The 20989-nt window shown below is 48.2% G+C and carries 19 protein-coding genes and 1 pseudogene; 9 read left to right on the top strand and 11 right to left on the bottom strand.

The window, feature by feature from the left end; translation table 11 throughout:
- Window positions 1–17 precede the first annotated feature (17 nt).
- The 6 genes from pucR to yuzJ all read left to right on the top strand — a co-directional run bounded on the left by pucR (window position 18) and on the right by yuzJ (window position 6801).
- Window positions 18–1613: a purine catabolism transcriptional regulator PucR gene (gene pucR / locus M1D94_RS04635; protein ID WP_456270437.1), complete on the top strand. Its 1596-nt coding sequence runs from the start codon at window positions 18–20 to the stop codon at window positions 1611–1613.
- A 144-nt stretch (window positions 1614–1757) separates the two neighbouring features.
- Window positions 1758–3107 (top strand): uric acid permease PucJ, encoded by a 1350-nt coding sequence (pucJ, locus tag M1D94_RS04630; RefSeq protein WP_163182213.1) that lies wholly within the window; start codon window positions 1758–1760, stop codon window positions 3105–3107.
- A gap of 5 nt (window positions 3108–3112) precedes the next feature.
- Window positions 3113–4405, top strand: a complete 1293-nt coding sequence (gene pucK / locus M1D94_RS04625; RefSeq protein WP_456270436.1) for a uric acid permease PucK — start codon at window positions 3113–3115, stop codon at window positions 4403–4405.
- 12 nt (window positions 4406–4417) lie between these two features.
- A complete protein-coding gene (pucL, locus tag M1D94_RS04620) occupies window positions 4418–5902 on the top strand; it encodes a factor-independent urate hydroxylase (protein WP_101501434.1) in 1485 nt (494 codons plus the stop codon).
- On the top strand, window positions 5902–6246 hold the full coding sequence (gene uraH / locus M1D94_RS04615; protein WP_038829788.1) for a hydroxyisourate hydrolase: 345 nt from the start codon (window positions 5902–5904) through the stop codon (window positions 6244–6246). The genes pucL and uraH overlap by 1 nt, the downstream gene beginning before the upstream one ends.
- Before the next feature lie 423 nt (window positions 6247–6669).
- Window positions 6670–6801: a YhzE/YjcZ family sporulation protein YuzJ gene (gene yuzJ, locus M1D94_RS04610; protein WP_038829787.1), complete on the top strand. Its 132-nt coding sequence runs from the start codon at window positions 6670–6672 to the stop codon at window positions 6799–6801.
- Between the two features lie 207 nt (window positions 6802–7008).
- Here yuzJ and pucE read toward each other — a convergent pair whose 3' ends face one another.
- The 7 genes and pseudogenes from pucE to allC form a co-directional block, all read right to left on the bottom strand.
- A complete protein-coding gene (gene pucE / locus M1D94_RS04605) occupies window positions 7009–7530 on the bottom strand; it encodes a xanthine dehydrogenase subunit E (protein WP_038829786.1) in 522 nt (173 codons plus the stop codon).
- Window positions 7521–9757: pseudogene (gene pucD, locus M1D94_RS04600) on the bottom strand (xanthine dehydrogenase subunit D). Before pucD ends, pucE begins: the two are co-directional and overlap by 10 nt.
- Entirely contained in the window at window positions 9758–10591 is an 834-nt protein-coding gene (gene pucC, locus M1D94_RS04595) for a xanthine dehydrogenase subunit C (protein WP_038829784.1), read from the bottom strand.
- The gene (gene pucB, locus M1D94_RS04590; protein ID WP_021480548.1) at window positions 10588–11205 is read right to left on the bottom strand and encodes a xanthine dehydrogenase accessory protein PucB; all 618 of its coding nucleotides are present in this window, start codon (window positions 11203–11205) and stop codon (window positions 10588–10590) included. The genes pucC and pucB overlap by 4 nt, the downstream gene beginning before the upstream one ends.
- A complete protein-coding gene (locus tag M1D94_RS04585) occupies window positions 11202–12194 on the bottom strand; it encodes an XdhC family protein (protein ID WP_120028548.1) in 993 nt (330 codons plus the stop codon). Before M1D94_RS04585 ends, pucB begins: the two co-directional genes overlap by 4 nt.
- A gap of 226 nt (window positions 12195–12420) precedes the next feature.
- Complete coding sequence (gene pucG / locus M1D94_RS04580) at window positions 12421–13671, bottom strand: (S)-ureidoglycine--glyoxylate transaminase (RefSeq protein WP_151870063.1); 1251 nt, start codon at window positions 13669–13671, stop codon at window positions 12421–12423.
- A 16-nt stretch (window positions 13672–13687) separates the two neighbouring features.
- A complete protein-coding gene (gene allC / locus M1D94_RS04575; protein WP_456270435.1) occupies window positions 13688–14926 on the bottom strand; it encodes an allantoate deiminase in 1239 nt (412 codons plus the stop codon).
- A gap of 222 nt (window positions 14927–15148) precedes the next feature.
- Here allC and M1D94_RS04570 point away from each other — a divergent pair, with 222 nt between their 5' ends.
- Window positions 15149–15286, top strand: coding sequence for a hypothetical protein (locus tag M1D94_RS04570; RefSeq protein WP_139020861.1), 138 nt, complete (start codon window positions 15149–15151; stop codon window positions 15284–15286).
- 81 nt (window positions 15287–15367) lie between these two features.
- Entirely contained in the window at window positions 15368–16234 is an 867-nt protein-coding gene (locus M1D94_RS04565) for an endonuclease I family protein (RefSeq protein WP_042974677.1), read from the top strand.
- Window positions 16235–16267: 33 nt separating this feature from the next.
- Here M1D94_RS04565 and M1D94_RS04560 read toward each other — a convergent pair whose 3' ends face one another.
- Window positions 16268–17371 carry an ABC transporter ATP-binding protein gene (locus M1D94_RS04560; RefSeq protein ID WP_064671609.1) on the bottom strand — a complete coding sequence of 368 codons (1104 nt, stop codon included), beginning with the start codon at window positions 17369–17371 and terminating at the stop codon, window positions 16268–16270.
- 181 nt (window positions 17372–17552) lie between these two features.
- On the opposite strand from M1D94_RS04560, the gene frlR reads away from it, so the two are divergent.
- Complete coding sequence (gene frlR, locus M1D94_RS04555; RefSeq protein WP_014480777.1) at window positions 17553–18281, top strand: transcriptional regulator FrlR; 729 nt, start codon at window positions 17553–17555, stop codon at window positions 18279–18281.
- 24 nt (window positions 18282–18305) lie between these two features.
- Here frlR and frlD read toward each other — a convergent pair whose 3' ends face one another.
- From frlD to M1D94_RS04540, 3 genes are read right to left on the bottom strand one after another with little or no spacing between them, the layout of a single operon-like run.
- Complete coding sequence (frlD, locus tag M1D94_RS04550; protein ID WP_003228626.1) at window positions 18306–19160, bottom strand: fructosamine kinase FrlD; 855 nt, start codon at window positions 19158–19160, stop codon at window positions 18306–18308.
- Between the two features lie 13 nt (window positions 19161–19173).
- A complete protein-coding gene (locus tag M1D94_RS04545) occupies window positions 19174–20076 on the bottom strand; it encodes a carbohydrate ABC transporter permease (protein WP_046160823.1) in 903 nt (300 codons plus the stop codon).
- Window positions 20077–20079: 3 nt separating this feature from the next.
- Window positions 20080–20958, bottom strand: coding sequence for a carbohydrate ABC transporter permease (locus M1D94_RS04540; protein WP_014477910.1), 879 nt, complete (start codon window positions 20956–20958; stop codon window positions 20080–20082).
- Window positions 20959–20989 lie beyond the last annotated feature (31 nt).

Below are 20989 nucleotides of genomic sequence, written 5' to 3'. Positions count from 1 at the left end.
GAAAAGGAGAATGCGCTATGAATATTTTTGATGTGATGAAAATACCGGCTTTTGAAAACGCCAATTTAATCGCTGGAAAAGCAGGAGGGGAAAGAGAGGTTCAGCATGTCAATATGATGGACGCTCCGGATATCGCAGACTTTTTGCATAAGAATGAATTGCTCGTCACCACCGCCTATCACCTGAAGGATCACCCGCATCAATTATCTGAACTGATTCGGCAAATGGCAAAACGCGGCTGCGCGGGCCTCGGCATTAAAACAAAGCGCTATCTGGAAGATATCCCGAAGGAAATCATCGAACTGGCCGATTCATATGCGTTTCCGATCATTGAACTTCCAGAACACATCCGCCTCGGCGATATTGTAAATGCCACACTCAGCCACATTCTCGATATGCGTTCTAACGAGCTGCAGCAAGCCATTTACGCGCACAAAAAATTCACAAACCACATTATGAGCGGCAAGGGGCTGCAATCCCTCCTTAAAAAGGTGTCAGACCTCCTTCAGCTTCCCGTGCTGCTGCTTGACCAGCATGCCAAAATGCTGTCTGCGTCTCATCAGATTTCAGTTGAGACCGAAAAGCTGAAAGGCACCCTGAATACCGTATACGGGCCATTTTTCACTTGTTTCTCTACAATCTCAGATCAGAAAACATATTCTGTCCTGCCTATTTATAATCACGAAAAAAACTGCGGCTACCTGCTGATACCGGACATGGTGCAGGCCGGCGATAAAGGATTGATCCTCACGATTGAACAAGCGGCCAACGTCATTTCCTTTGAACTGCTGAAGGAAAATGCGCTGAAGCAGTTCAGCCGGCGGGCTCGCAATGAGTTTTTCAACAATTTTATTGAACGGTCCTTTTCTTCAGATGACGAAATCAAAAACCGGGCGAAAGAATTCAAGCTGCGCTGGGATCAAAAATACATGTGCATTGCCGGCAAACTCGATCGGAATGATGAATCAATCAGTTTTACAGAAAATCAGCTCGCTTCCGACAGCGTATTCGAATTTCTTGAAGGTGAACTATCAGCCTTCCCGTTTCCGCCTCACTTCTTTATGAAAGGAAATGTCGGCATTATTCTAATCGAGGCGACAGACAGCTGGAGTGAAATGCACGCCTCGGTGATCAGCTTTTTAGAACAGTTTCAAACACAGGTCAGCGCTCAATTTAAACGAACCGTGTCCTTTGGCATCAGCAATATCTGCCAAAAGCTCATTGATGTTCCCGACGCTTTCACAGAAGCTTCTGATGCTCTGCAATCGGGGCATTTGTCAAGAAGCACCGCATTTATCCAGGTGTATCACGCCAAAGATGTGCCTGAGCTTCTGCGCTTGCTCCCGGTTGAGGATTTGAAGAAATTTTACAACTCCACGCTTCAGAGCCTCGCTGAAAAACAGCAGGAGGATCAAAGCCTGCTTCATACGCTTTCCGTCTATTTAGAGACACACTGCCAAATTTCAGAGACGGCAAAGCGTCTGTACGTTCATCGCAATACGGTCATATACCGCCTTGAAAAATGCGAAGAGCTTCTGGGTAAAAGCTTAAAAGATCCTGAAACAACGATGCGTTTGCGGCTTGCCTTACGTATGCAGCGGCTGATCAGCTAATGTTTGTTATATTTTCTTACAAAATGAATCATTTTTCGTCACTTTCAGCAATCACACCTGTCTTTTTCAGCTACTGTATCCAATGACACCCCTAGATCGGCACGATATCATGTTACTAAAGTTCACATACAGGGAGGGACTATGGTGAAAAAAAGATCGTTTAAGGTGTTTACGCTTAGCCTGCAGCATGTGCTCGCCATGTATGCAGGTGCGATTTTGGTGCCCCTGCTTGTCGGCAGGGCGCTGAATGTAACAACTGAACAGCTGTCCTACCTATTGGCGATTGACCTGTTAACATGCGGCGTCGCGACGCTTTTGCAAACCTTGCGCGGAGCATACATCGGCATCGGGCTTCCCGTCATGCTTGGCAGTTCATTTGTGGCCGTCACCCCGATGATTGCAATCGGAAGCAATTACGGCATTCACGCGATTTATGGTTCCATCATCGCGGCCGGTGTGTTCATCTTTTTGTTTGCGCGTTTTTTCGGCAAGCTGACTGTGTTATTTCCTCCTGTCGTAACAGGTACCGTTGTGACCTTGATCGGCCTTTCACTTGTTCCGACAGGTGTGAAAAATATGGCTGGCGGCGAAAAAATAAACGGCAGCGCCAACCCCGAATACGGTTCGCTCGAAAACCTTCTTCTCTCTGTCGGTGTCCTTGTTCTGATCTTAGTCCTCAACCGCTTTCTCAAAGGATTTGCCCGAACACTGTCCGTTCTGATCGGCATCGCCGCCGGAACAGCGGCAGCAGCGATCATGGGCAAAGTCAGCTTTTCTTCTGTTACAGAAGCACCGTTCTTCCAAATCCCGAAGCCTTTTTACTTCGGAGCCCCCACGTTTGAAATCGGTCCGATCTTAACGATGCTGATCGTCGGAATCGTCATTATTGTGGAATCAACCGGCGTTTTTTACGCAATCGGAAAGATATGCGGCAGACCTTTAACTGAAAAAGATCTCGTCAAAGGCTATCGAGCGGAAGGAATCGCCATTCTCATAGGCGGGCTGTTCAATGCCTTTCCTTATAATACCTTTGCGCAAAACGCCGGCTTATTGCAGCTGACCAAAGTGAAAACAAGAAACATCGTCGTTACCGCAGGCTGTATCCTTGTCTGTCTCGGACTGATTCCGAAGATTGCCGCCCTTGCATCTGCCGTTCCTGCTGCTGTACTTGGCGGCGCGACCGTCGTCATGTTCGGCATGGTGATTGCCTCCGGCGTCAAAATGCTGAGCACAGCGGATCTCAAAAATCAATACCACCTCCTGACCATCGCATGCTCAATCGCACTCGGCATCGGCGCCAGCACGGCCCCCGGGATTTTTGCTGAATTCCCCGCTCCGATTAGAATTCTGGTCAGTGACGGCATCATCACTGGAAGCCTGACCGCCATCTTTTTGAATCTATTTTTCAGCTTGCGCGACAAAAAAGAATTAACAGCACAGCAAACAGAACTTCCGGTATTAGAACATACACTCGTATTAGAAAAAGAGGTGTAAAAAAGATGAAGGAACAGCACAATGCCTTACAACTGATGATGCTGGGGCTTCAGCACATGCTTGCCATGTATGCGGGAGCCATTCTCGTTCCGCTGATCGTCGGAGCGGCGATCGGGCTGAATGCGGGGCAGCTGACGTATTTAATCGCGATTGATTTGTTTATGTGCGGGGCGGCAACTCTTTTGCAGCTCTGGAGAAACCGATATTTCGGCATCGGCCTTCCCGTTGTGCTCGGATGTACGTTTACCGCAGTCGGCCCGATGATTTCCATCGGCAGCACTTACGGTGTCCCAGCGATATATGGTGCCATTATCGCCGCAGGACTGATTGTCGTCTTAGCCGCGGGCTTCTTCGGGAAGCTTGTCCGTTTTTTTCCGCCTGTCGTAACCGGATCAGTCGTCATGATCATCGGCATCAGCCTGATTCCAACGGCAATGAATAACCTGGCCGGAGGTGAAGGAAGCAAAGAATTCGGCTCACTCGACAACGTGCTCCTCGGGTTTGGCGTCACAGCTTTTATCTTATTGCTATTTTATTTCTTTAAAGGCTTTATCCGCTCCATAGCGATTTTACTCGGTCTTATCGCAGGAACAACGGCTGCATATTTGATGGGAAAGGTCGATTTTTCTGAGGTCTTGGAAGCGTCTTGGCTTCATGTTCCGTCTCTGTTTTATTTCGGACCGCCAACCTTTGAGCTGCCGGCTGTTGTCACGATGCTTCTCGTTGCGATTGTCAGCCTCGTTGAATCGACAGGCGTTTATTTTGCCCTCGCTGATATCACAAACCGCAGGCTGTCGGAGAAGGATCTGGAAAAGGGCTACCGGGCAGAAGGCCTTGCGATTTTGCTGGGCGGCTTATTTAACGCGTTTCCTTATACAGCTTTCTCGCAGAATGTCGGCATCGTTCAGCTTTCAAAGATGAAAAGTGTCAACGTCATCGCCATCACAGGAATCATACTGGTCGCGATCGGCCTGGTTCCAAAAGCAGCGGCCCTGACAACAGTGATCCCCACCCCAGTTCTCGGCGGCGCAATGATCGTCATGTTCGGTATGGTCATTTCTTACGGGATCAAAATGCTATCCAGCGTTGACCTTGATTCGCAAGGCAACCTGCTGATTATCGCCTCTTCCGTCAGCTTAGGGCTTGGCGCTACAACAGTTCCCGCGTTGTTTTCATCTCTTCCGGGCGCGGCCTCTGTCTTGGCAGGAAGCGGAATTGTGATCGGCAGTTTGACGGCCATTGCACTGCACGCTTTTTTTCAAACCAAACAGTCGAATGGCGCAGACATAAAAACGTAAAGGAAGATGCCAATGTTCACAATGGATGACCTGAACCAAATGGACACACAAACACTGACAGACACACTTGGCTCTATTTTTGAACACTCTTCATGGATTGCGGAGAGATCCGCAGCACTACGGCCGTTTTCGTCGCTTTCTGATCTTCACCGCAAAATGACTGGCATTGTAAAAGCCGCGGATCGCGAGACACAGCTTGATTTAATCAAAAAGCATCCCCGGCTCGGAACAAAGAAAACAATGAGCAATGACTCGGTACGAGAGCAGCAGAACGCGGGGCTCAGCAAATTAGAACAGCAGGAATACGAGGAGTTTCTCAAACTGAATGAACACTATTATGATCGCTTCGGCTTTCCTTTTATTTTAGCGGTGAAGGGAAAGACGAAACAGGACATTCACCAAGCCCTTCTGGCAAGGCTTGAGAGCGAACGAGAAACGGAGTTCCAGCAGGCCCTTATAGAAATTTACCGAATCGCCCGCTTTCGTCTGGCTGACATCATCACTGAAAAAGGAGAGACGCAAATGAAAAGAACTATGTCTTATGGCAAAGGAAATGTATTTGCATACCGAACGTTTTTAAAACCGCTCACTGGAGTGAAGCAAATCCCAGAATCATCTTTTGCCGGGAGAAGCAATACCGTTGTCGGCGTTGATGTGACATGCGAAATTGGCGGAGAAGCCTTCCTGCCATCATTTACAGACGGAGACAATACTCTCGTCGTGGCAACGGATTCAATGAAAAACTTTATCCAGCGCCATCTCGCATCCTATGAAGGAACGACAACCGAGGGGTTCCTACACTATGTAGCTCACCGATTTTTAGATACCTATTCTCATATGGACAAGATCACTCTGACTGGCGAAGACATTCCGTTTGAAGCAATGCCTGCATACGAGGAGAAAGAGCTTAGCACAAGCCGCCTCGTCTTCAGAAGATCGCGTAATGAACGAAGCCGCTCTGTGCTGAAAGCAGAACGAAGCGGGAATACCATAACGATTACAGAGCAATACAGCGAAATCATGGATCTTCAGCTCGTCAAGGTGAGCGGCAACTCCTTCGTCGGCTTCATCCGGGACGAATATACGACTCTCCCGGAAGACGGCAACCGCCCGCTGTTTGTCTATTTAAACATCAGCTGGCAATATGAAAATACCAATGACGCATACGCTTTTGATCCATCCCGCTACGTTGCGGCTGAACAAGTCCGCGACTTAGCGAGCACCGTTTTTCACGAGCTCGAAACCCCTTCAATCCAAAACTTAATCTATCATATCGGCTGCAGAATATTAGCGAGGTTCCCGCAGCTCACTGATGTCAGCTTCCAATCTCAAAATCACACGTGGGATACGGTTGTCGAAGAAATCCCGGGCTCACAAGGAAAAGTCTACACCGAACCGCGCCCGCCATACGGTTTCCAACATTTTACCGTGACAAGAGAAGACGCCGAGAAAGAAAAACAGAAAGCCGCTGAAAAATGTCGGAGCCTGAAAGCCTGATGGGAAAACTGACAACCCATATTTTAGATTTAACCAGCGGCAAACCAGCGGCGAACGTAAAAATTGAAGTGAAGCGGCTGGGCGAAAGTATTTTGAAAGAGGTTTACACTAACAATGACGGCAGAGCCAATGTCCCTCTGCTGGCTGGTGAAGAGCTGGTTTCCGGAGAGTATGTGATGGAATTTTATGCAGGAGACTATTTTGCGAATAAAAACGTGAATACGATCGACCAGCCGTTTTTAACCATCGTCACCATCCGTTTTCAGCTTGCAGATCCAGATGCACATTATCATATCCCGCTCTTGCTGTCGCCGTTTGGTTATCAGGTGTATAGGGGGAGTTAAGAAGAAAGCCCGCCGGTAAGGCGGGCTTCTATTTGCACTTCAATAAACTTTTAATCCTAGGACAGTACTTGCAGTGATCCCACACTTAGTGAAACAACAGCTAGAATAAACATTCACCAATATTTTTCAGGATAATTGCCTACGAGAAAAATATCCTGTAGTCCTTTCATTTATAAATCGGGGTTTCAAACTAATAAGTCAGCTCTTAGAAGCCGAGCTCCCTTTTCCAATCCTATAAACAGACCGCGTTTTTTCTCGAAAAATTACTCTGAAAACAATTGCTGCGGTTTTAATAGTTTTGATAATGCGTTCTCTCTTACACCTTTAGACAAAATATTCATTTTTTCTTTTTTAGACTTAAATCTATGTCGAAAATGATCGTTTGGCATATCTTATACTATCTCCACTAAAGGAGGTGACATTATGGGATTCTACAATTCTGGTGGATACAATGGAAACTCTGGTTACTCAAACGGTTTCGGGAGCTCCTTCGCTTTGATCGTGGTGCTATTCATTTTGTTGATCATTGTTGGAGCAGCTATCTTTAATTATTAAGTTTAACTTTCCTTGCCTCCGCCGTATCCAACACCTCCCTGTCCGACAGACGCCATAAGAAGTTTTTATGGCGTCTTTGCTATGGATTCACTAATCATTTTCTAATCCAGAAGCTGTCAAGTTCTACGAGATTTATCGCGTGTGTTTTCCCACAACGCTTCTGCGTCTTGATCGCGCTGTCTGACTGAGGCTAAAAAAGTCCGGCTCTTAAAAGCCGGACTCCAGACTACCCCCGTTCAACTCTCTTCTAATCCTGCAAGCTGACCGCATAATCCCGCCATACCCGGTACACCGGCACAAGTTCCCCGCCAGCCCTTCTTCTATATCTTTGTCAGAAGGTTGAGGGGTTTCCCGAAACAGTGCTTTAAGCGCAATTATCATTCCTGGGGTACAGTAGCCGCATTGGAAGCCTCCTTCTTCCAGAAAAGCGGTTTGGCAGATATCCAGTTCCTCTTGTTGTACGCCCTCGATTGTTGTAATGGAGTGGCCGTCCACTTGATAAGCCATGGTCATACACGCATTGGCCAGTTTTCCGTCGATTAAAATAGAGCAGGCTCCGCAGCGGCCGATTCCGCAGGACACCTTTGTCCCGATCAGCTGAAATTCCTTTCTAAGCAAGTCACTCAGATGTGTCGTAGGAATGGCAGCAACCTCCCACTCCTGCCCATTCACGGTCATCCGGAACTGTTCCTTTTTTACAGGAAATGGCCCAGCCTCTTTTACGTCCATTGCTTCAGCCCTTTCTGTCGATCGCTTCAAGCAGCTCTTCTCTTGAAATTGGCAGCTTGTTTATCCAGCATCCGACCGCATCATGTACTGCCTTTACAATCGCCGGAGTGATGGCGATCGTTCCAATTTCGCCAACACCGCGTGGTCCATATGCATCACCCTTCATTAGTTCTTCTATTGCGATCACCTTCATGTTAGGAACGTCTTTGACTCCAGGGATCAAATAGTGATCTAGATTTTCTGCGGCATAACGGCCGTCCGTCATTTTCGCTTCCTCCATCAGCGTATAGCCGAGTGCCATGACAGCGCCGCCTTCAATTTGACCTCGATATCCCTGCGGACTGACAACCGGACCTGCCGCAATAGCGTGCTCACAATCTATCAATTTGACATCGCCTGTTAACAGATCTACCTCCACCTCAACGGCAGCCGCTCCAAATGAGTAGAGGAAATGGCCGCCCACCACAGGATCAGGCGTTGTTGGAAAGTCAAAGGCCGTTTCCTCTGCCAAAGGGCCTTTTTCAGCCAGCTCCTTATACGTCACCACGAGCGCCTTTGTGTTTTTGTCACGCAAGCCTGCAGCGCCGGGAATAAGGTTTTCCGCTGAACAGCCGTTCCATTCTGCTGCCCGTTTTTTCAACTGAGATAGAAACGGCTTCTTCAAACGCTGGATCGCGTGCCACACCATGCTTGTGCCGCGGGATGCTGTGGAGGAGCCTGACTTCGGCACTTTTGCGGTATCCCCAATAACAATGGAAATATCCTCTGCGGCACAACCTAACTCCTCCATGACAATCTGTTCAATCGCTGCTAGAATCCCCTGTCCGCATTCTTCAAATCCAAACGAAGCAGTGATTTTGCCTTCACTCGAAAGAGACAAACGGCCTCCTGCCGCATCCATTCGGCCAAACCCCAGCCCGCCGCCGTGCATTGTAATTGCCGCTCCCGTGCCTCTTTGCAGATACCCGCAGTTCCGGCTGGTTCTTGTAAGAATGGGAGATTTAGATATGGCATTCAACACCTGTGCCGCTCCGTCAGTCGATGCAATCCGATGCTCCAGCGGCCCCAAGTCATGCGGTTTTCTGATATTTTTTCTTCTCAGCTCCAGCGGGTCGATGCCGAGCATGCCGCTGAGACGATCGAGATGGGTTTCGAGTGCAAATGTGATTTGGTTGCCGCCAAAGCCTCGAAATTCACCCGCCACCCCGTTGTTCGTAAATACTGATATTCCTTCAGTCCGGATATTCGGAATACGGTACGGCCCCGCGGCATGCTCGACAGAAAAATCTAGAACGGCAGGCCCAAGCGTGGCGTAAGCGCCTGTGTCCGCCACAATTTTCACGTCGTGCGCCAATAGATTTCCCGAATGATCTGCACCCGTTTTTATCGTAATCTTCATCGGATGGCGCTTAATGCCAGAACGTACAGATTCCTTTCGTGTCTGATGGATTTTGACAGGGCGTCCGCTTTTCAGGGCCAAAAGCGCAGCATACGGCTGAATATTCAGCTCATCCTTCCCTCCGAACGAGCCGCCCATCGGACTTGACACAATTCTGATCTTCTCTTCAGGAATATCAAAAATACGGGCAAGCTGGAAACGGTCTTTATAGCCGTGCTGAGTTCCTGCATACATCGTAAAACCCCCGTCGTCTTCCGGAACGGCTACGCCTCCCTCCGTTTCCATATACGTATGCATCTGCCGCGGCAGCTCATAGGTTTCTTCAAGGACTGTATCAGATGCTTGAAACCCTTCTTCCACATCGCCGTTTGAAAAAAATGTGCGGTGCAGGATATTCCCGTCCTCATGCAGTCTTTGCGCATTCGGCCGAAGCGCTTTTTCTGGTGAATCTATGACTTCCAGCTCTTTATACTCAACTCGAATCAGCTCCAGCGCCGCTTCCGCGATTTCCTCCGTTTCCGCAGCAACTGCGGCGATCGCATCCCCGACATACCGCACCCTGTCCTCACATAAAACCGGCTGATCAGGGATGACAATGCCAAATCGGTTTAAGCCAGGAACGTCTTTATGCGTGACGATGGCTTGCACGCCTTCCATTTTCTCAGCTTTTATGGTGCAAACCGACACAATCTCTGCATGAGGATAAGCACTTCTCAGCACCTTGCCATACAGCATTCCCAGAAAGCTGAGATCGGTCATATATTTCAATTCCCCTGTGACCTTATCCCTTCCATCCGGCCTGACTCTTGACGGTTTGTTGATGATCATTTATTCCCCTCCCTCAGCCATCAGCTCTGCCATGATGACGTTGGCAGCGGCTTTTTTTCTGTATGCCGCTGACATAAAAGCATCTGAGGAAAACGGCAGCTCATGGATAAGTGTTTTGTACAGCTCATGCGAGTCCCACCCTGGTGCCATCCATTTCGCTTCGCTGTCCAATAATCTCCTAGGGGTGATATCGGCATGGCCAGCGGCGAGGCGAATGCCGCCGTCTTTCAAAAAACGTCCAGCTGCAACAGCAGCCGCTCCTGTAAAAGCCTGGCGCCTCCCAAGCTTGTGATAAAATACACGCTCTCCCTCCGCCCGCGGGATGATGACACGCGTGACGATAGCCGTTCTAAAGTCTTCCTCACTGAGCCAAGCGCCAAGCGGCAGCCTGATTAGCTCCTTTTGATATACGATAAGCTCAGCACCAAGCACAAGCAGAAGCGGAATGAAATCACCGATTTTACTCGCTATGTTGCCGCCAATCGTGGCACGGCTGCGGATCCCCGGTGCAGCGACAGCGGAAGCAGCGTCACTGAAACAGCCAAGCGCTCTCTTGATCAAAGGGTTCTTTCTGCATTCATTCAGTGATGTGAGCGCCCCGATCGACACGTGGGTGTCACTGGCGCTGATCCCTCGCATCTCGTCAATCCCTTCAAGGCTGACAAGGTGCTGTTTCGGCAGAGTTCCTTTGTCCCACTGAAGCTGAAGCAGCGTGCTTCCCGATGCGGCACACACATCCGGAGCAAGCTTCTCTAAAAGCGAATAGGCCTCATCAAGCGCTGTCGGCCTCCATAATTGAATATTCATCCTTGCTTTTGTCACTTGGCCGTTCAAGCCATCGCCCTCCTTACCATGTCATATTCCTCGGGTGTATCAATATCGTCCAACTCGCCGCTATCCTTTGCCTCCAAAACCGCTCCTGCTCCAAGCTGTCCGCTTTTCAGGAGCCTGCGAGCCCCTTCATCTCCCTTTAACCCCTTTACATAAGGAAAACATGTCGACGAGAAGTAGATTGGCGGGGTGAACGCCCCTAAAAACGATGACACGGCAAATGACTCAGGGGCCAGTGCCACAAGGGCATTGAGATGATCGACGGAAAGCTGAGGCTGGTCGGCTAACAAAATGACAACGCCGTCCGCCCCCATGCTTTCTGCTTTTCTCACCCCGCTGCCGACTGAATGCCCCTGACCCTTTTCTGCGTCTTGGCAAACGTGCAGGCTCCAGCGTTTTTGAAAAGGCGGAGCGTGATACGGCGCTCCTATCCACTCAAGGGAGGCATGTTCTGTCCGCTCGACGACCAGCACGTGATCAAGGCGGGACGACAGAGCAGTTTTCAAGGAAAGTGAGCCGATGTTTTCTCCTTTTAGCGGCAAAGCCAGCTTGTTTTGGCCCATTCTTCTGCTTTTGCCGGCAGCGAGAAACACGCCGATCAGATAGGGGTTTCTCATACAACCGCCACCCGTTTTCTTGTTTGAATAATTTCTGCAACTACACTTACCGCAATTTCCTCTGGACCTTCCGCACCGATTTTCAGCCCGACCGGACTGTAAAAGTGAGACGGAGGATGTTTTCCGTTCAGCAGCCGTTTCGTGCGGTTTGCCGAACCCAACAGTCCAATATAATGGAGGTTTTGAGAAAATAAGAAGTTGATGATCGTTTGATCGTGCTGATAATGATGGGTTGCCACAACAGCTGCATCATGCGGAAAAAATTGAAATTTGCTAAGCATTTGTTCCGGAAAAGCGGTAATCAGCTGATCCGCTTTTGGAAAAAGAGAGGATGTACAATAAGCGGGCCGCCAATCCGTCACGATAACAGAAAACCCTGTGTCAGCCGCCAAATTGGCCAGCGGTACAGTATCCGGACCCGCCCCAAACAGAATGAGGCGCGGCTTCGGTTCAATTCGCTGAATAAACATGTTAGTGGGTGGATCGAAATGCGGTAAATGAAGCGTTGAAAGAGTACGTTGAATATCTTGCAGAGGCGCGTCCGGCCAGTTGCCAAAATGCCCGTTCTCCGTCAGAAATAAATAATGGGAGGATCCAATCTTTGTAACGGAAGTGACAGCTTTGCCTGATTGAAGGCAGTCCCTCACTTTCTCATAGTGCCGCCTTTTTTCCTGAGTGATTCGCTCTGCATGAACATGAATAATGCCATTGCACCCGGCTCCCATGCCCCAAGAAAGATCGTCCTCCGACCGCATGTCGTAGGGAATCAGCGTTGGTGTGAGCTGATCGCCCAGCGCACTGATTCTTTGGAATACATCTTCTTCCACACACCCGCCGCTCAGCAAGCCAATCCGTCTGCCATTTTTCTTAAAGAGCATAGAGGCGCCTGCTTTTCGATACGCGGAGCCTTCCACTTGAACAATTGTCGCCAGTACAGCCTCCTCCTGGTCTTCCAGGAGCGCATCTAACATCGTGTGAAAATTCCCCAATGCCGCATCCTCCTCTCGAAAATTGCCGTGAGAAACAACTAGTTCAGCGTGATTTTATAGGTAACTTGTATAAAGAATAGACGATGGAAGAAAAAATGACTCATGATTTGTCAGAAAATGAAACACATAGAAAGAGGATTTGTAAAAAGAGTCAAACGAAGAAAATTAGATTGGAGAAAACACGAAATCATATCTAAAAAGCTTGCGGAGTTCCGCAAGCTTTTCTTTACACCGCTGCCTGGCGGCCAGCGTTTTCATACACATTCAGCGCTGCTTGGAGCGCTTTTCCTGCTTCGATTCCTGCGTTATGTCTGAGAAGCACAGCCTCTAACCCGGCAAGCACGAATAGCACGTTTTCTTTTCTGCAGCTGTACCCCATCGTGCCGATTCTCCAGATCTTCCCTGCGAGCGGGCCGAATGAGCTGGCGATTTCAATACCGAATTGTGCCAGCAGCATGCCACGGACAGACTCGCCGTCAATGCCGCCGGGAATTTCGACACAGGTGACAACAGGCATTTTGCAGCTATCATCTCCAAACAATCTTAGCCCCATTGCCTTTATCCCTGCTGCTAATGCGGCTTCATGGTGCCGATGCCGCTCAAAACGCGCCTCAAGGCCTTCTTCAAGCACCAGTCTGACTCCCTCACGTAAGGCGTACAGCATCGTCGTCGCTTCTGTATGATGATTGAGCCGTCTTTCGCTCCAATAATCCTCAAGCTGGCTCAAATCAAAGTAGTTGCTTGTGATTGGCCGATTTCCCGAAAGCGCTTCCCTGTCAGCTTGTGACGCAATCCCCCGCTCCACCTTTTTACGAGCTGCAATCACGTCCGCCACCCGCTCATTATATGTAATCGGCGCCATTCCTGAGGGCACAGACAAACACTTTTGCGTTCCGCCGATGGCAGCATCAATCTTCCATTCATCGACTTTAACCTCGCAGCCCCCAATCGTTGCGACTGCATCGACGATAAACAATGCATCCTCGGTGCGGCAGGCTTCGCCGATGGCTTTCAGCGGGTGAATCCGTCCTGTCGATGTTTCTCCATGCACCATTGCCACAATTTTCGGCTTTACTTTTTTTATCTCCCGTATGATGTCCTCCGGGTCAAAAACCGTTCCCCATTCGCACTCAAGCATATGAACATTTGCCCCATATCGCTCTGCGATTTCAGTCAGCAAATAACCGAAACGGCCGTAAATGGGAATGAGCACATCATCTTCCGGCTCTATCACACTAGCCAGCACTGCTTCAATTCCCGCCCTTGAAGTGCCGTCAATCGGGTATGCCCAGCGGTTTTTTGTTTGGAACAGCTCCCGAAGCATCTCCATCGTTTCATTCATAATACCTGTAAACGCCGGATCAAATTGGCCGACAACCGGGGTGCTCATTACTCTTAATACACGCGGATCAACCTCAACAGGCCCTGGCGTCATAATCGTTCTTAACGGGGTGCATAATTCTCTTCTGCCTGACACAGCCATTCCTCCTTTATCAGTAAGCCAGTTTGTATAATAAATCAGTCAGTGCGCGGACGCCGATCTCGAGCTGTCTGGCTGACGTATATTCCTTCGGTGAGTGGCTGACGCCGCCTCGGCTCGGCACAAACAGCATACAAGCAGGATAGCGCCTTCCGATCATTTGCGCGTCATGCCCTGCTCCGCTCACCATTTCCTCACAGCTGAAGCCGTTTTCTAATGCTGTTTCAAAAGCCGCAGCCTTCAGCCTTTCGTCCATCGGCACAGGCTCTATCCGCATATATTCATCAATCACGGCGCGAATTCCTTTTTGTAGGCAAATGCCGTTGATCAAAGCAACCATGTCTTGATGAAACTGCTCCAGCACATGCTGATGCTGATGGCGAATATCGATTGAAAACTGGACGCGGCCCGGTATGACATTGGCTACATTGGGCTCTGCCGTTATTTTTCCGCATGTCAGACGGAGCTCCTCCGGCAACTCCTCCGACCGCAGCAGCAGCTCATGAATGATACGGCTGCTGGCTGCGAGCGGGTCCTTGCGCCATTTCATGGAGGTGGTTCCCGCATGATTGCATTCCCCCTCCAGCGTGACGAGATATCGCCTCTGACCCGCAATGCTTGTCACAATCCCGAGATCCCGTCCTGACATTTCCAATGTCTGTCCCTGTTCAATATGGAGCTCAACAAAAGCGCTGATATCTGTCCGATATGCTGCCTGAAACACACCTTTGCCAAAACCGTTCTCATGCATCGCATGTTGCAGTGAGACTCCTGATTCGTCTCTTGTCTCTGCTCCATCCTGTAATGAAAAAACACCCGTCATATTCCCTGATCCCCAATAGGTCATTGGAAAACGGCTGCCCTCCTCCTCACATAAAGATACCGCTTCGAGTGTTTTTTTCGGCGCTCCATATGTCTCTTTGAGCCGCTTTATCGCAAGCATTGCCGCCAGAACACCATAGGCGCCGTCGTATTTTCCCCCATTGATGACAGTATCGATATGTGAACCGGTTACAATGACTTCATCCGGAGACTGGGTGCCCGAAAGCCTTCCAAACACATTGCCGACTTCGTCGAATCTTGTTTCAAGCCCGAAAGAAGACATTTCCGTTTTCACAGCAAGCTGTGCGTCCATCCACTCTTTTGTGTATAAAAGCCTCGTTACGCCGCCATCCGCAGACGCACCGTATTGGGCGAGCCATTCAATATAATCTGTGATGCTGTTTTTTACTGAAAGCTTCTGCTTTTCCATGTACTCCCCCCTCTGGCCGCTATGGTGACTTCATTATAGAAGGAGCAACATGATAGTTCATTGACAGATTAACCAAAAAAACGTTTATTTTTTAGTCACAGTATCCATCCAGCAACCAGATTCACCCTACATGTCACAACTATTTTGATGTAAAGGTCAAAAGAAAACACGGTAAGGAAGAGAGCCAGCAAGAGCGAAAAAGAGGGTCAAAATGCCTTTCATATGAACAAGCTAAGCTGGAGAGGCGATGTTCGCGGAACGGATGAAAACAGAAATGCCGGCAGCCCGCAAAAACAGGACCTAAAGGTATGGGAACAGGAGATTTCCGCCTCCTCCAAAGGAACTAATTTACAATTTTAATGAAAAATATACAAAATGACACTTCTATCCTTTATTTCAATTTTAGATAATAGACATGATCTGATAAAAGGAGGGCAAGTGATGACAAAAAAAGCATGGTTTCTGCCGCTCGTCTGTGTATTACTGATTTCCGGATGGCTTGCGCCGGCAGCTTCAGCAAGCGCGCAAACCGCATTAAGCCTTAATGACCGATTGGCGTCTTCCCCTTCAGGAACGGGAAGCCTTCTCTCATTAGCCGCCCCAGCTGCACCCTATGCTGACACAGATACCTATTATGAAGGGGCTGAAGGTAAAACAGGAGACTCGCTAAAAAGCACCCTGCACCGTATTATCAGCGGACACACGATGCTGTCCTACAGCGAAGTGTGGAACGCGCTGAAAGAAACGGATGAAGATCCGAGAAATCCGAATAACGTCATCCTGCTCTATACGAAAGAATCGCGGTCCAAAAACCTGAACGGCGGGAATGTCGGCGATTGGAACCGCGAGCATGTCTGGGCGAAATCCCATGGCGATTTTGGTACGAGCAAGGGACCTGGTACTGATATTCATCATTTGCGCCCGGCTGATGTTCAAGTTAACAGCGCCAGAGGAAATATGGATTTTGACAATGGCGGCACTGAATATGCGAAGGCACCCGGAAATTATTATGACGGCGATTCATGGGAGCCCCGCGATGATGTGAAAGGCGATGTTGCCCGCATGCTGTTTTACATGGCTGTCCGTTACGAGGGTGATGACGGCTATCCTGATCTTGAGCTTAATGATAAGACAGGCAACGGCTCAGCTCCTTATCATGGCAAACAATCTGTCCTGCTCGAATGGAATAAGCAGGATCCGGTTGACGACCGCGAGCGGAAAAGAAATGAAATCATTTATGAAAAATATCAGCACAACCGCAATCCATTTATCGACCACCCTGAATGGGCGGATGAGATTTGGCCGTAAGAAAAAGGTGCTCCTTTTTAGGAGCACCTTTTTCTAATACACAGCCTCTTCCGTTTCCACATCGAAAAAGACGACGTGGTCCATTTTCACTGAGAGCTGGATTAAATCACCTGCATCGATTCGCGTGTTTCCGTCCAGACGGACCTTGAGCCGCTCATCCCCAGCCATGACATGCACTATGAGCTCCGAGCCCAAATTTTCATTCACTTCCACCTTCGCTTGAAACACTGAATCAAACAACTGGTCATTTCCTGTCATTTGTGTGATGTGCTCCGGCCGTACACCGGCAATCATCTGTTCTCCGGCATATCCCTTTTCCTTCAGCCGCTTTGCTTTTTCTTCAGGAATATGAAGCCGGATCGAAGAATTTGTGAAAAACAGCTCGCCATGCTGCTGTTCTATGATGCCTTTCAAAAAGTTCATCCCAGGAGAGCCAATGAAGCCTGCGACAAACAAATTGGCCGGGTAATGATAAATGTCATGAGGTTTCGCCACTTGCTGGATTTCCCCTTCATTCATGACGACAATCCGATCTCCCATTGTCATTGCTTCGGTCTGGTCATGCGTGACATAAATGATCGTTGCCTCTAATCGCTGGTGCAGCTTGCTGATTTCTGTCCGCATCGTCACTCTTAGTTTTGCATCCAGATTAGAAAGCGGCTCGTCCATTAAAAAGACCTTCGGCTCCCGCACAATCGACCTGCCAAGCGCCACCCTTTGCCGCTGCCCGCCGGAGAGCGCCTTCGGTTTTCTCTTCAGCAAATGTTCAATTTCTAAAATTCTAGCTGCCGCATGAACCCGCTCGGCAATTTCCTGTTTCGCCATCTTTCTGAGCTTTAATCCAAACGCCATATTATCAAAAACCGTCATATGCGGATAAAGCGCATAGTTCTGGAATACCATCGCAATATCACGTTCTTTCGGCGGAAGATCATTGACCCGCTCCCCATCAATAAGAAGATTTCCTTCAGAAATGCTTTCTAATCCAGCCACCATCCGCAGCGTTGTTGATTTTCCGCATCCTGACGGCCCCACCAGCACCAAAAGCTCCTTATCCTTTACATCTAAATCAAAGTCCTTCACGGTTAATTGTGAGTGATATGATTTTTTGACGTGTTCAAATGTTAATGAAGCCATCAGAAAAGTCCCCCTATCTTTTGACCCGTTATTTCGTCACTGGAAACAACTTGGTCTTTCTGTTATTTTTAGAGTAATCGATTCCCATTTTTGCTATATTTCTAAAATAAAAAATGTAAATTTGTATTATAACGTCATAATACATTATAATATAAATAATAGGTTAAAAGGAGGCTACCCTTTGTTAAACAACGGAAGTTCTACACCTTTATACATTCAGCTAAAACAAATCATCACTGATGACATCAAAAAGGGCGTGTATTCCCCAACCGCCAAGCTGCCTACCGAAAACGAGCTTTGCACCAAGTATAACGTCAGCCGCATCACCGTCAGGAAAGCCATTCTCGATTTAGTCGAAGAAGGCTATCTGATCAGGCAGCAGGGAAAGGGAACGTTCGTTAAAAGCCCTAAATTAAAACGAGAGCTGATCGCTGTAAACGGCTACTCGGAATTTATGGAATCAACCGGCAAAAAACCGAAGCATCATGTGCTGTCCCATGACATCATTCCAGCGTCAAAACCCATCGCAGAAAAGCTTCAAATCCATCCCGAGAGCCCTGTCGTTGAATTAAAACGGATTTTATATAATGATGATCAGCCTCTCACCTTTGAAGTGACGCATTATCCGCTTGATTTGTTTCCCGGCATTGATACCTTTATTGCTGACGGCGTCTCCATGCATGATATTTTGAAACAGCAATACAAAGTTGTACCCACGCACAATACGAAGCTATTAAACGTTGTATATGCCCAACAGGAGGAAAGCAAATACCTGGATTGTGATATCGGGGATGCGCTGTTTGAAATTGATAAAACGGCTTTTACATCAAACGACCAGCCAATCTATTGCTCATTGTTTTTGATGCACACAAACCGTGTCACTTTTACCATCAACAGCCCCTACACATAACAGGCATAAAAAACGAGACACTGCTTATAGTATTCTCGTTTTTTCACTGCTTCCCCCGTCCTCCAAGCGATAAGGATAGCCATAGCCGAAAGCTCCGTACACACCGCATGTTTTCGCAGCCGTTTCAGCAGCCTGGCGCAAAGCATACGTTATATCCTGCTTCACGCAAAAGGCAGTCAAAAAGCCTGCTATAAAAGAATCTCCCGCTCCAAGTGTATCTATTATATCAGCTTCCACAATCGGCTGATGATAGACTCGATCACCCGCAGACAGGATTGCTCCTTGGCCCCCTCGGGTCATACAAACCATTTTGGCTCCGTACCCATGAGCTGTTTTGGCAAGCTCACCGCATTCCGACTCACTCAAATCGCTTCCTGAAAAAAACGCATACGTCACATAAGGACAGACCCTCCTCAAATAATCATCCTCCCGATTGGTTGAAAAATCAAATGAGACAGGGACCAGCCCGCACAGCTGCGGAAGATCGTTCTCAAGCCTGCTGTACACGCTCGTATGCAGCAAATCATGCCCGCTGATAAAAGATACATCTTTCTCCTGAAACGCGAGGCGAAGCCGGGACTGAATGCCGCCTTTATTTGATCTGACAAAAATGCGGTCCCCCTGTTCATCAAGGGTGACAATCGCCATCCCGTTTTCTCCGTGCGCCTGGCGGATATAATCTGCATTGACCTGCTCCAGCTTGAGAACGTTCAACAGATGCGCCGCGGCTTCGTCATTGCCGACGATTCCGATATAGGAAGACTCATGCCCGAGCCGCTTGGCAAGCACAGCAACGTTTAAGGCATTTCCTCCCGGGTAAAATGTTTCTTGATCCTGGTAATAATCTACAACATTATCTCCAACCGCAATCAATTTCATAGTGCTTCCTCCTTTATCCTTTTACACTGCCGCTTGCAATCCCGCGGACAAAATATTTCTGCATCAATAAAAATAGAATAATAATCGGCGCGGCTGAAATCGTTAACCCCGCCAGCAGGACGCCCCAGTCTGTCTGCAGCGCGTCTCTGAACTGCATCAGCCCGGCTGGAATGGTCCGCAAATTCTCATCATCTATGAAAATAATCGCAAACATAAACTCATTCCATGTATGGTAAGCCGTCAAAATGCCGGATGTCACCAAAATTGGCACGCTCATTGGTAAGAAAATTCTGAAAAATACTCCAAAACTTGTACACCCATCCAAATAGGCCGCCTCCTCCAATTCTTTGGGTATAGAAAGAAAATAAGAGCGGATCAAAATGATGGTGAATGGGATCCGATAAGCCGCATACGGCAGGATTAACGCCCAATACGTATTGTACAGGCCAAGCGACTGAATAATAGAATAAAGCGGCACAAGACTGACCTGCGGCGTCAGCATCAATCCGCCAAGACATAGCACCAAAAAGAATCCTTTTCCTTTAAACTCAAACCGGGAAAGACCATACGCTGCCCATGCACTGATAAAGACAGTGATCACACACGTCAGCGCCGTAACGATGACACTGTTCATAAAATAAGAAGAAATCCCCTGGTTCCAGGCGGAAACAAAATTTTCCGGATGCCACGAAGACGGCAGCGACCAGCTGTGCTCAAAAATATCGTCAGAGTTTTTAAAGGCGCTCATCACCATCCAGAGAAGCGGATAGGCAATCGCAATCAGATAAAGAAACAGAAAAACCCACACAGACGTTTCTCCGATATACCATTTTCGTCTAGGCTTATCTTTAACCTCAATGTGCTGGTCAGGCACAGGCTCCAATCTGAACGAATCTGTCTTCTTCTGAGGCAGCATCAGTTACTCCTCCTTTCCGGTTTTAAAGAACTTCATTTGCATGAGCGATAATGCAAGCGTAATGATTAACACGACAGTGGCAATAGCTGAGGCGTAGCCCATCATATCCTTTGTAAAGGCGCTTTTATATAAAAACGTGCTCAAGACTTCTGACGCGTTTCCCGGCCCGCCGCCTGTCAAAATGTACGGCTCATTAAAGACCGTAAAGGCCCCGGTCAGCGTCATGACCACCGCAACAAAAGACATCTCTTTCGTCTGGGGAACAGTAATATGAAAAAACTGCTGAATTTTACCCGCGCCGTCAAGCCGGGCCGCTTCATACAGTTCATCCGGTATTTTTTGAATCGACACGATGTACAGCATCGCAATATAACCGACAGATTGCCACTGGGACACAAAAATGACAGAAAGCATAGCTGTGCTGTCATCCCCGAGCCAGGCCCTCGTCAGCTGATCAAGACCGATGGCCTGAAGCAGCTGATTCAAAAGCCCTGTCTCCGGATTGTAAATAAAATCAAACAAAAGCGCGATCACCGTCATTGAGATGACAACCGGCAAAAAGAAAACGGTACGAAAAAACGGCGACCATTTTCTGACCAGCTTATCCTCAAGCACCGCCGCCAAAATCAAACCGCCAAATACCTGGCATACAATTGAGATCACTGCATAAAGCACATTATTGGTAAGTGCCTGATAGAAGACAGGATCATGAAATAATTCAACATAGTTTTTTAAGCCGATAAACGTTTTTTCCGGAGAAAATGAGCTCCACTGAAACAGGCTGAGGAATACATTCTCAAAAATCGGGATATAAACGAAAAGTAAAAAAACGAGAGCGGGCACCAAAAACAAATAGGGGATTATTTTATTCTGATTGACCAAGGGTATCTCATCTCCTTTATAAAAAGAAAAG

The sequence above is a fragment of the Bacillus sp. JZ109 genome (assembly GCF_053903135.1).
Note: the sequence above shows the minus strand (reverse complement) of the source record. Positions and strands in the feature narration are given on the sequence as shown.

Excerpts from the sequence above, each read along its gene's own strand:
- pucE (WP_038829786.1), bottom strand. The coding sequence starts at position 7,530 with ATGGACGTAAAAGAGGCTGGGCCATTTCCTGTAAAAAAGGAACAGTTC.
- pucL (WP_101501434.1), top strand. The coding sequence starts at position 4,418 with ATGTTCACAATGGATGACCTGAACCAAATGGACACACAAACACTGACA.
- M1D94_RS04545 (WP_046160823.1), bottom strand. The coding sequence starts at position 20,076 with ATGCTGCCTCAGAAGAAGACAGATTCGTTCAGATTGGAGCCTGTGCCT.
- M1D94_RS04565 (WP_042974677.1), top strand. The coding sequence starts at position 15,368 with ATGACAAAAAAAGCATGGTTTCTGCCGCTCGTCTGTGTATTACTGATT.
- uraH (WP_038829788.1), top strand. The coding sequence starts at position 5,902 with ATGGGAAAACTGACAACCCATATTTTAGATTTAACCAGCGGCAAACCA.
- M1D94_RS04570 (WP_139020861.1), top strand. The coding sequence starts at position 15,149 with ATGAACAAGCTAAGCTGGAGAGGCGATGTTCGCGGAACGGATGAAAAC.
- yuzJ (WP_038829787.1), top strand. The coding sequence starts at position 6,670 with ATGGGATTCTACAATTCTGGTGGATACAATGGAAACTCTGGTTACTCA.
- pucK (WP_456270436.1), top strand. The coding sequence starts at position 3,113 with ATGAAGGAACAGCACAATGCCTTACAACTGATGATGCTGGGGCTTCAG.
- pucR (WP_456270437.1), top strand. The coding sequence starts at position 18 with ATGAATATTTTTGATGTGATGAAAATACCGGCTTTTGAAAACGCCAAT.
- frlD (WP_003228626.1), bottom strand. The coding sequence starts at position 19,160 with ATGAAATTGATTGCGGTTGGAGATAATGTTGTAGATTATTACCAGGAT.
- pucB (WP_021480548.1), bottom strand. The coding sequence starts at position 11,205 with ATGAGAAACCCCTATCTGATCGGCGTGTTTCTCGCTGCCGGCAAAAGC.
- M1D94_RS04560 (WP_064671609.1), bottom strand. The coding sequence starts at position 17,371 with ATGGCTTCATTAACATTTGAACACGTCAAAAAATCATATCACTCACAA.
- allC (WP_456270435.1), bottom strand. The coding sequence starts at position 14,926 with ATGGAAAAGCAGAAGCTTTCAGTAAAAAACAGCATCACAGATTATATT.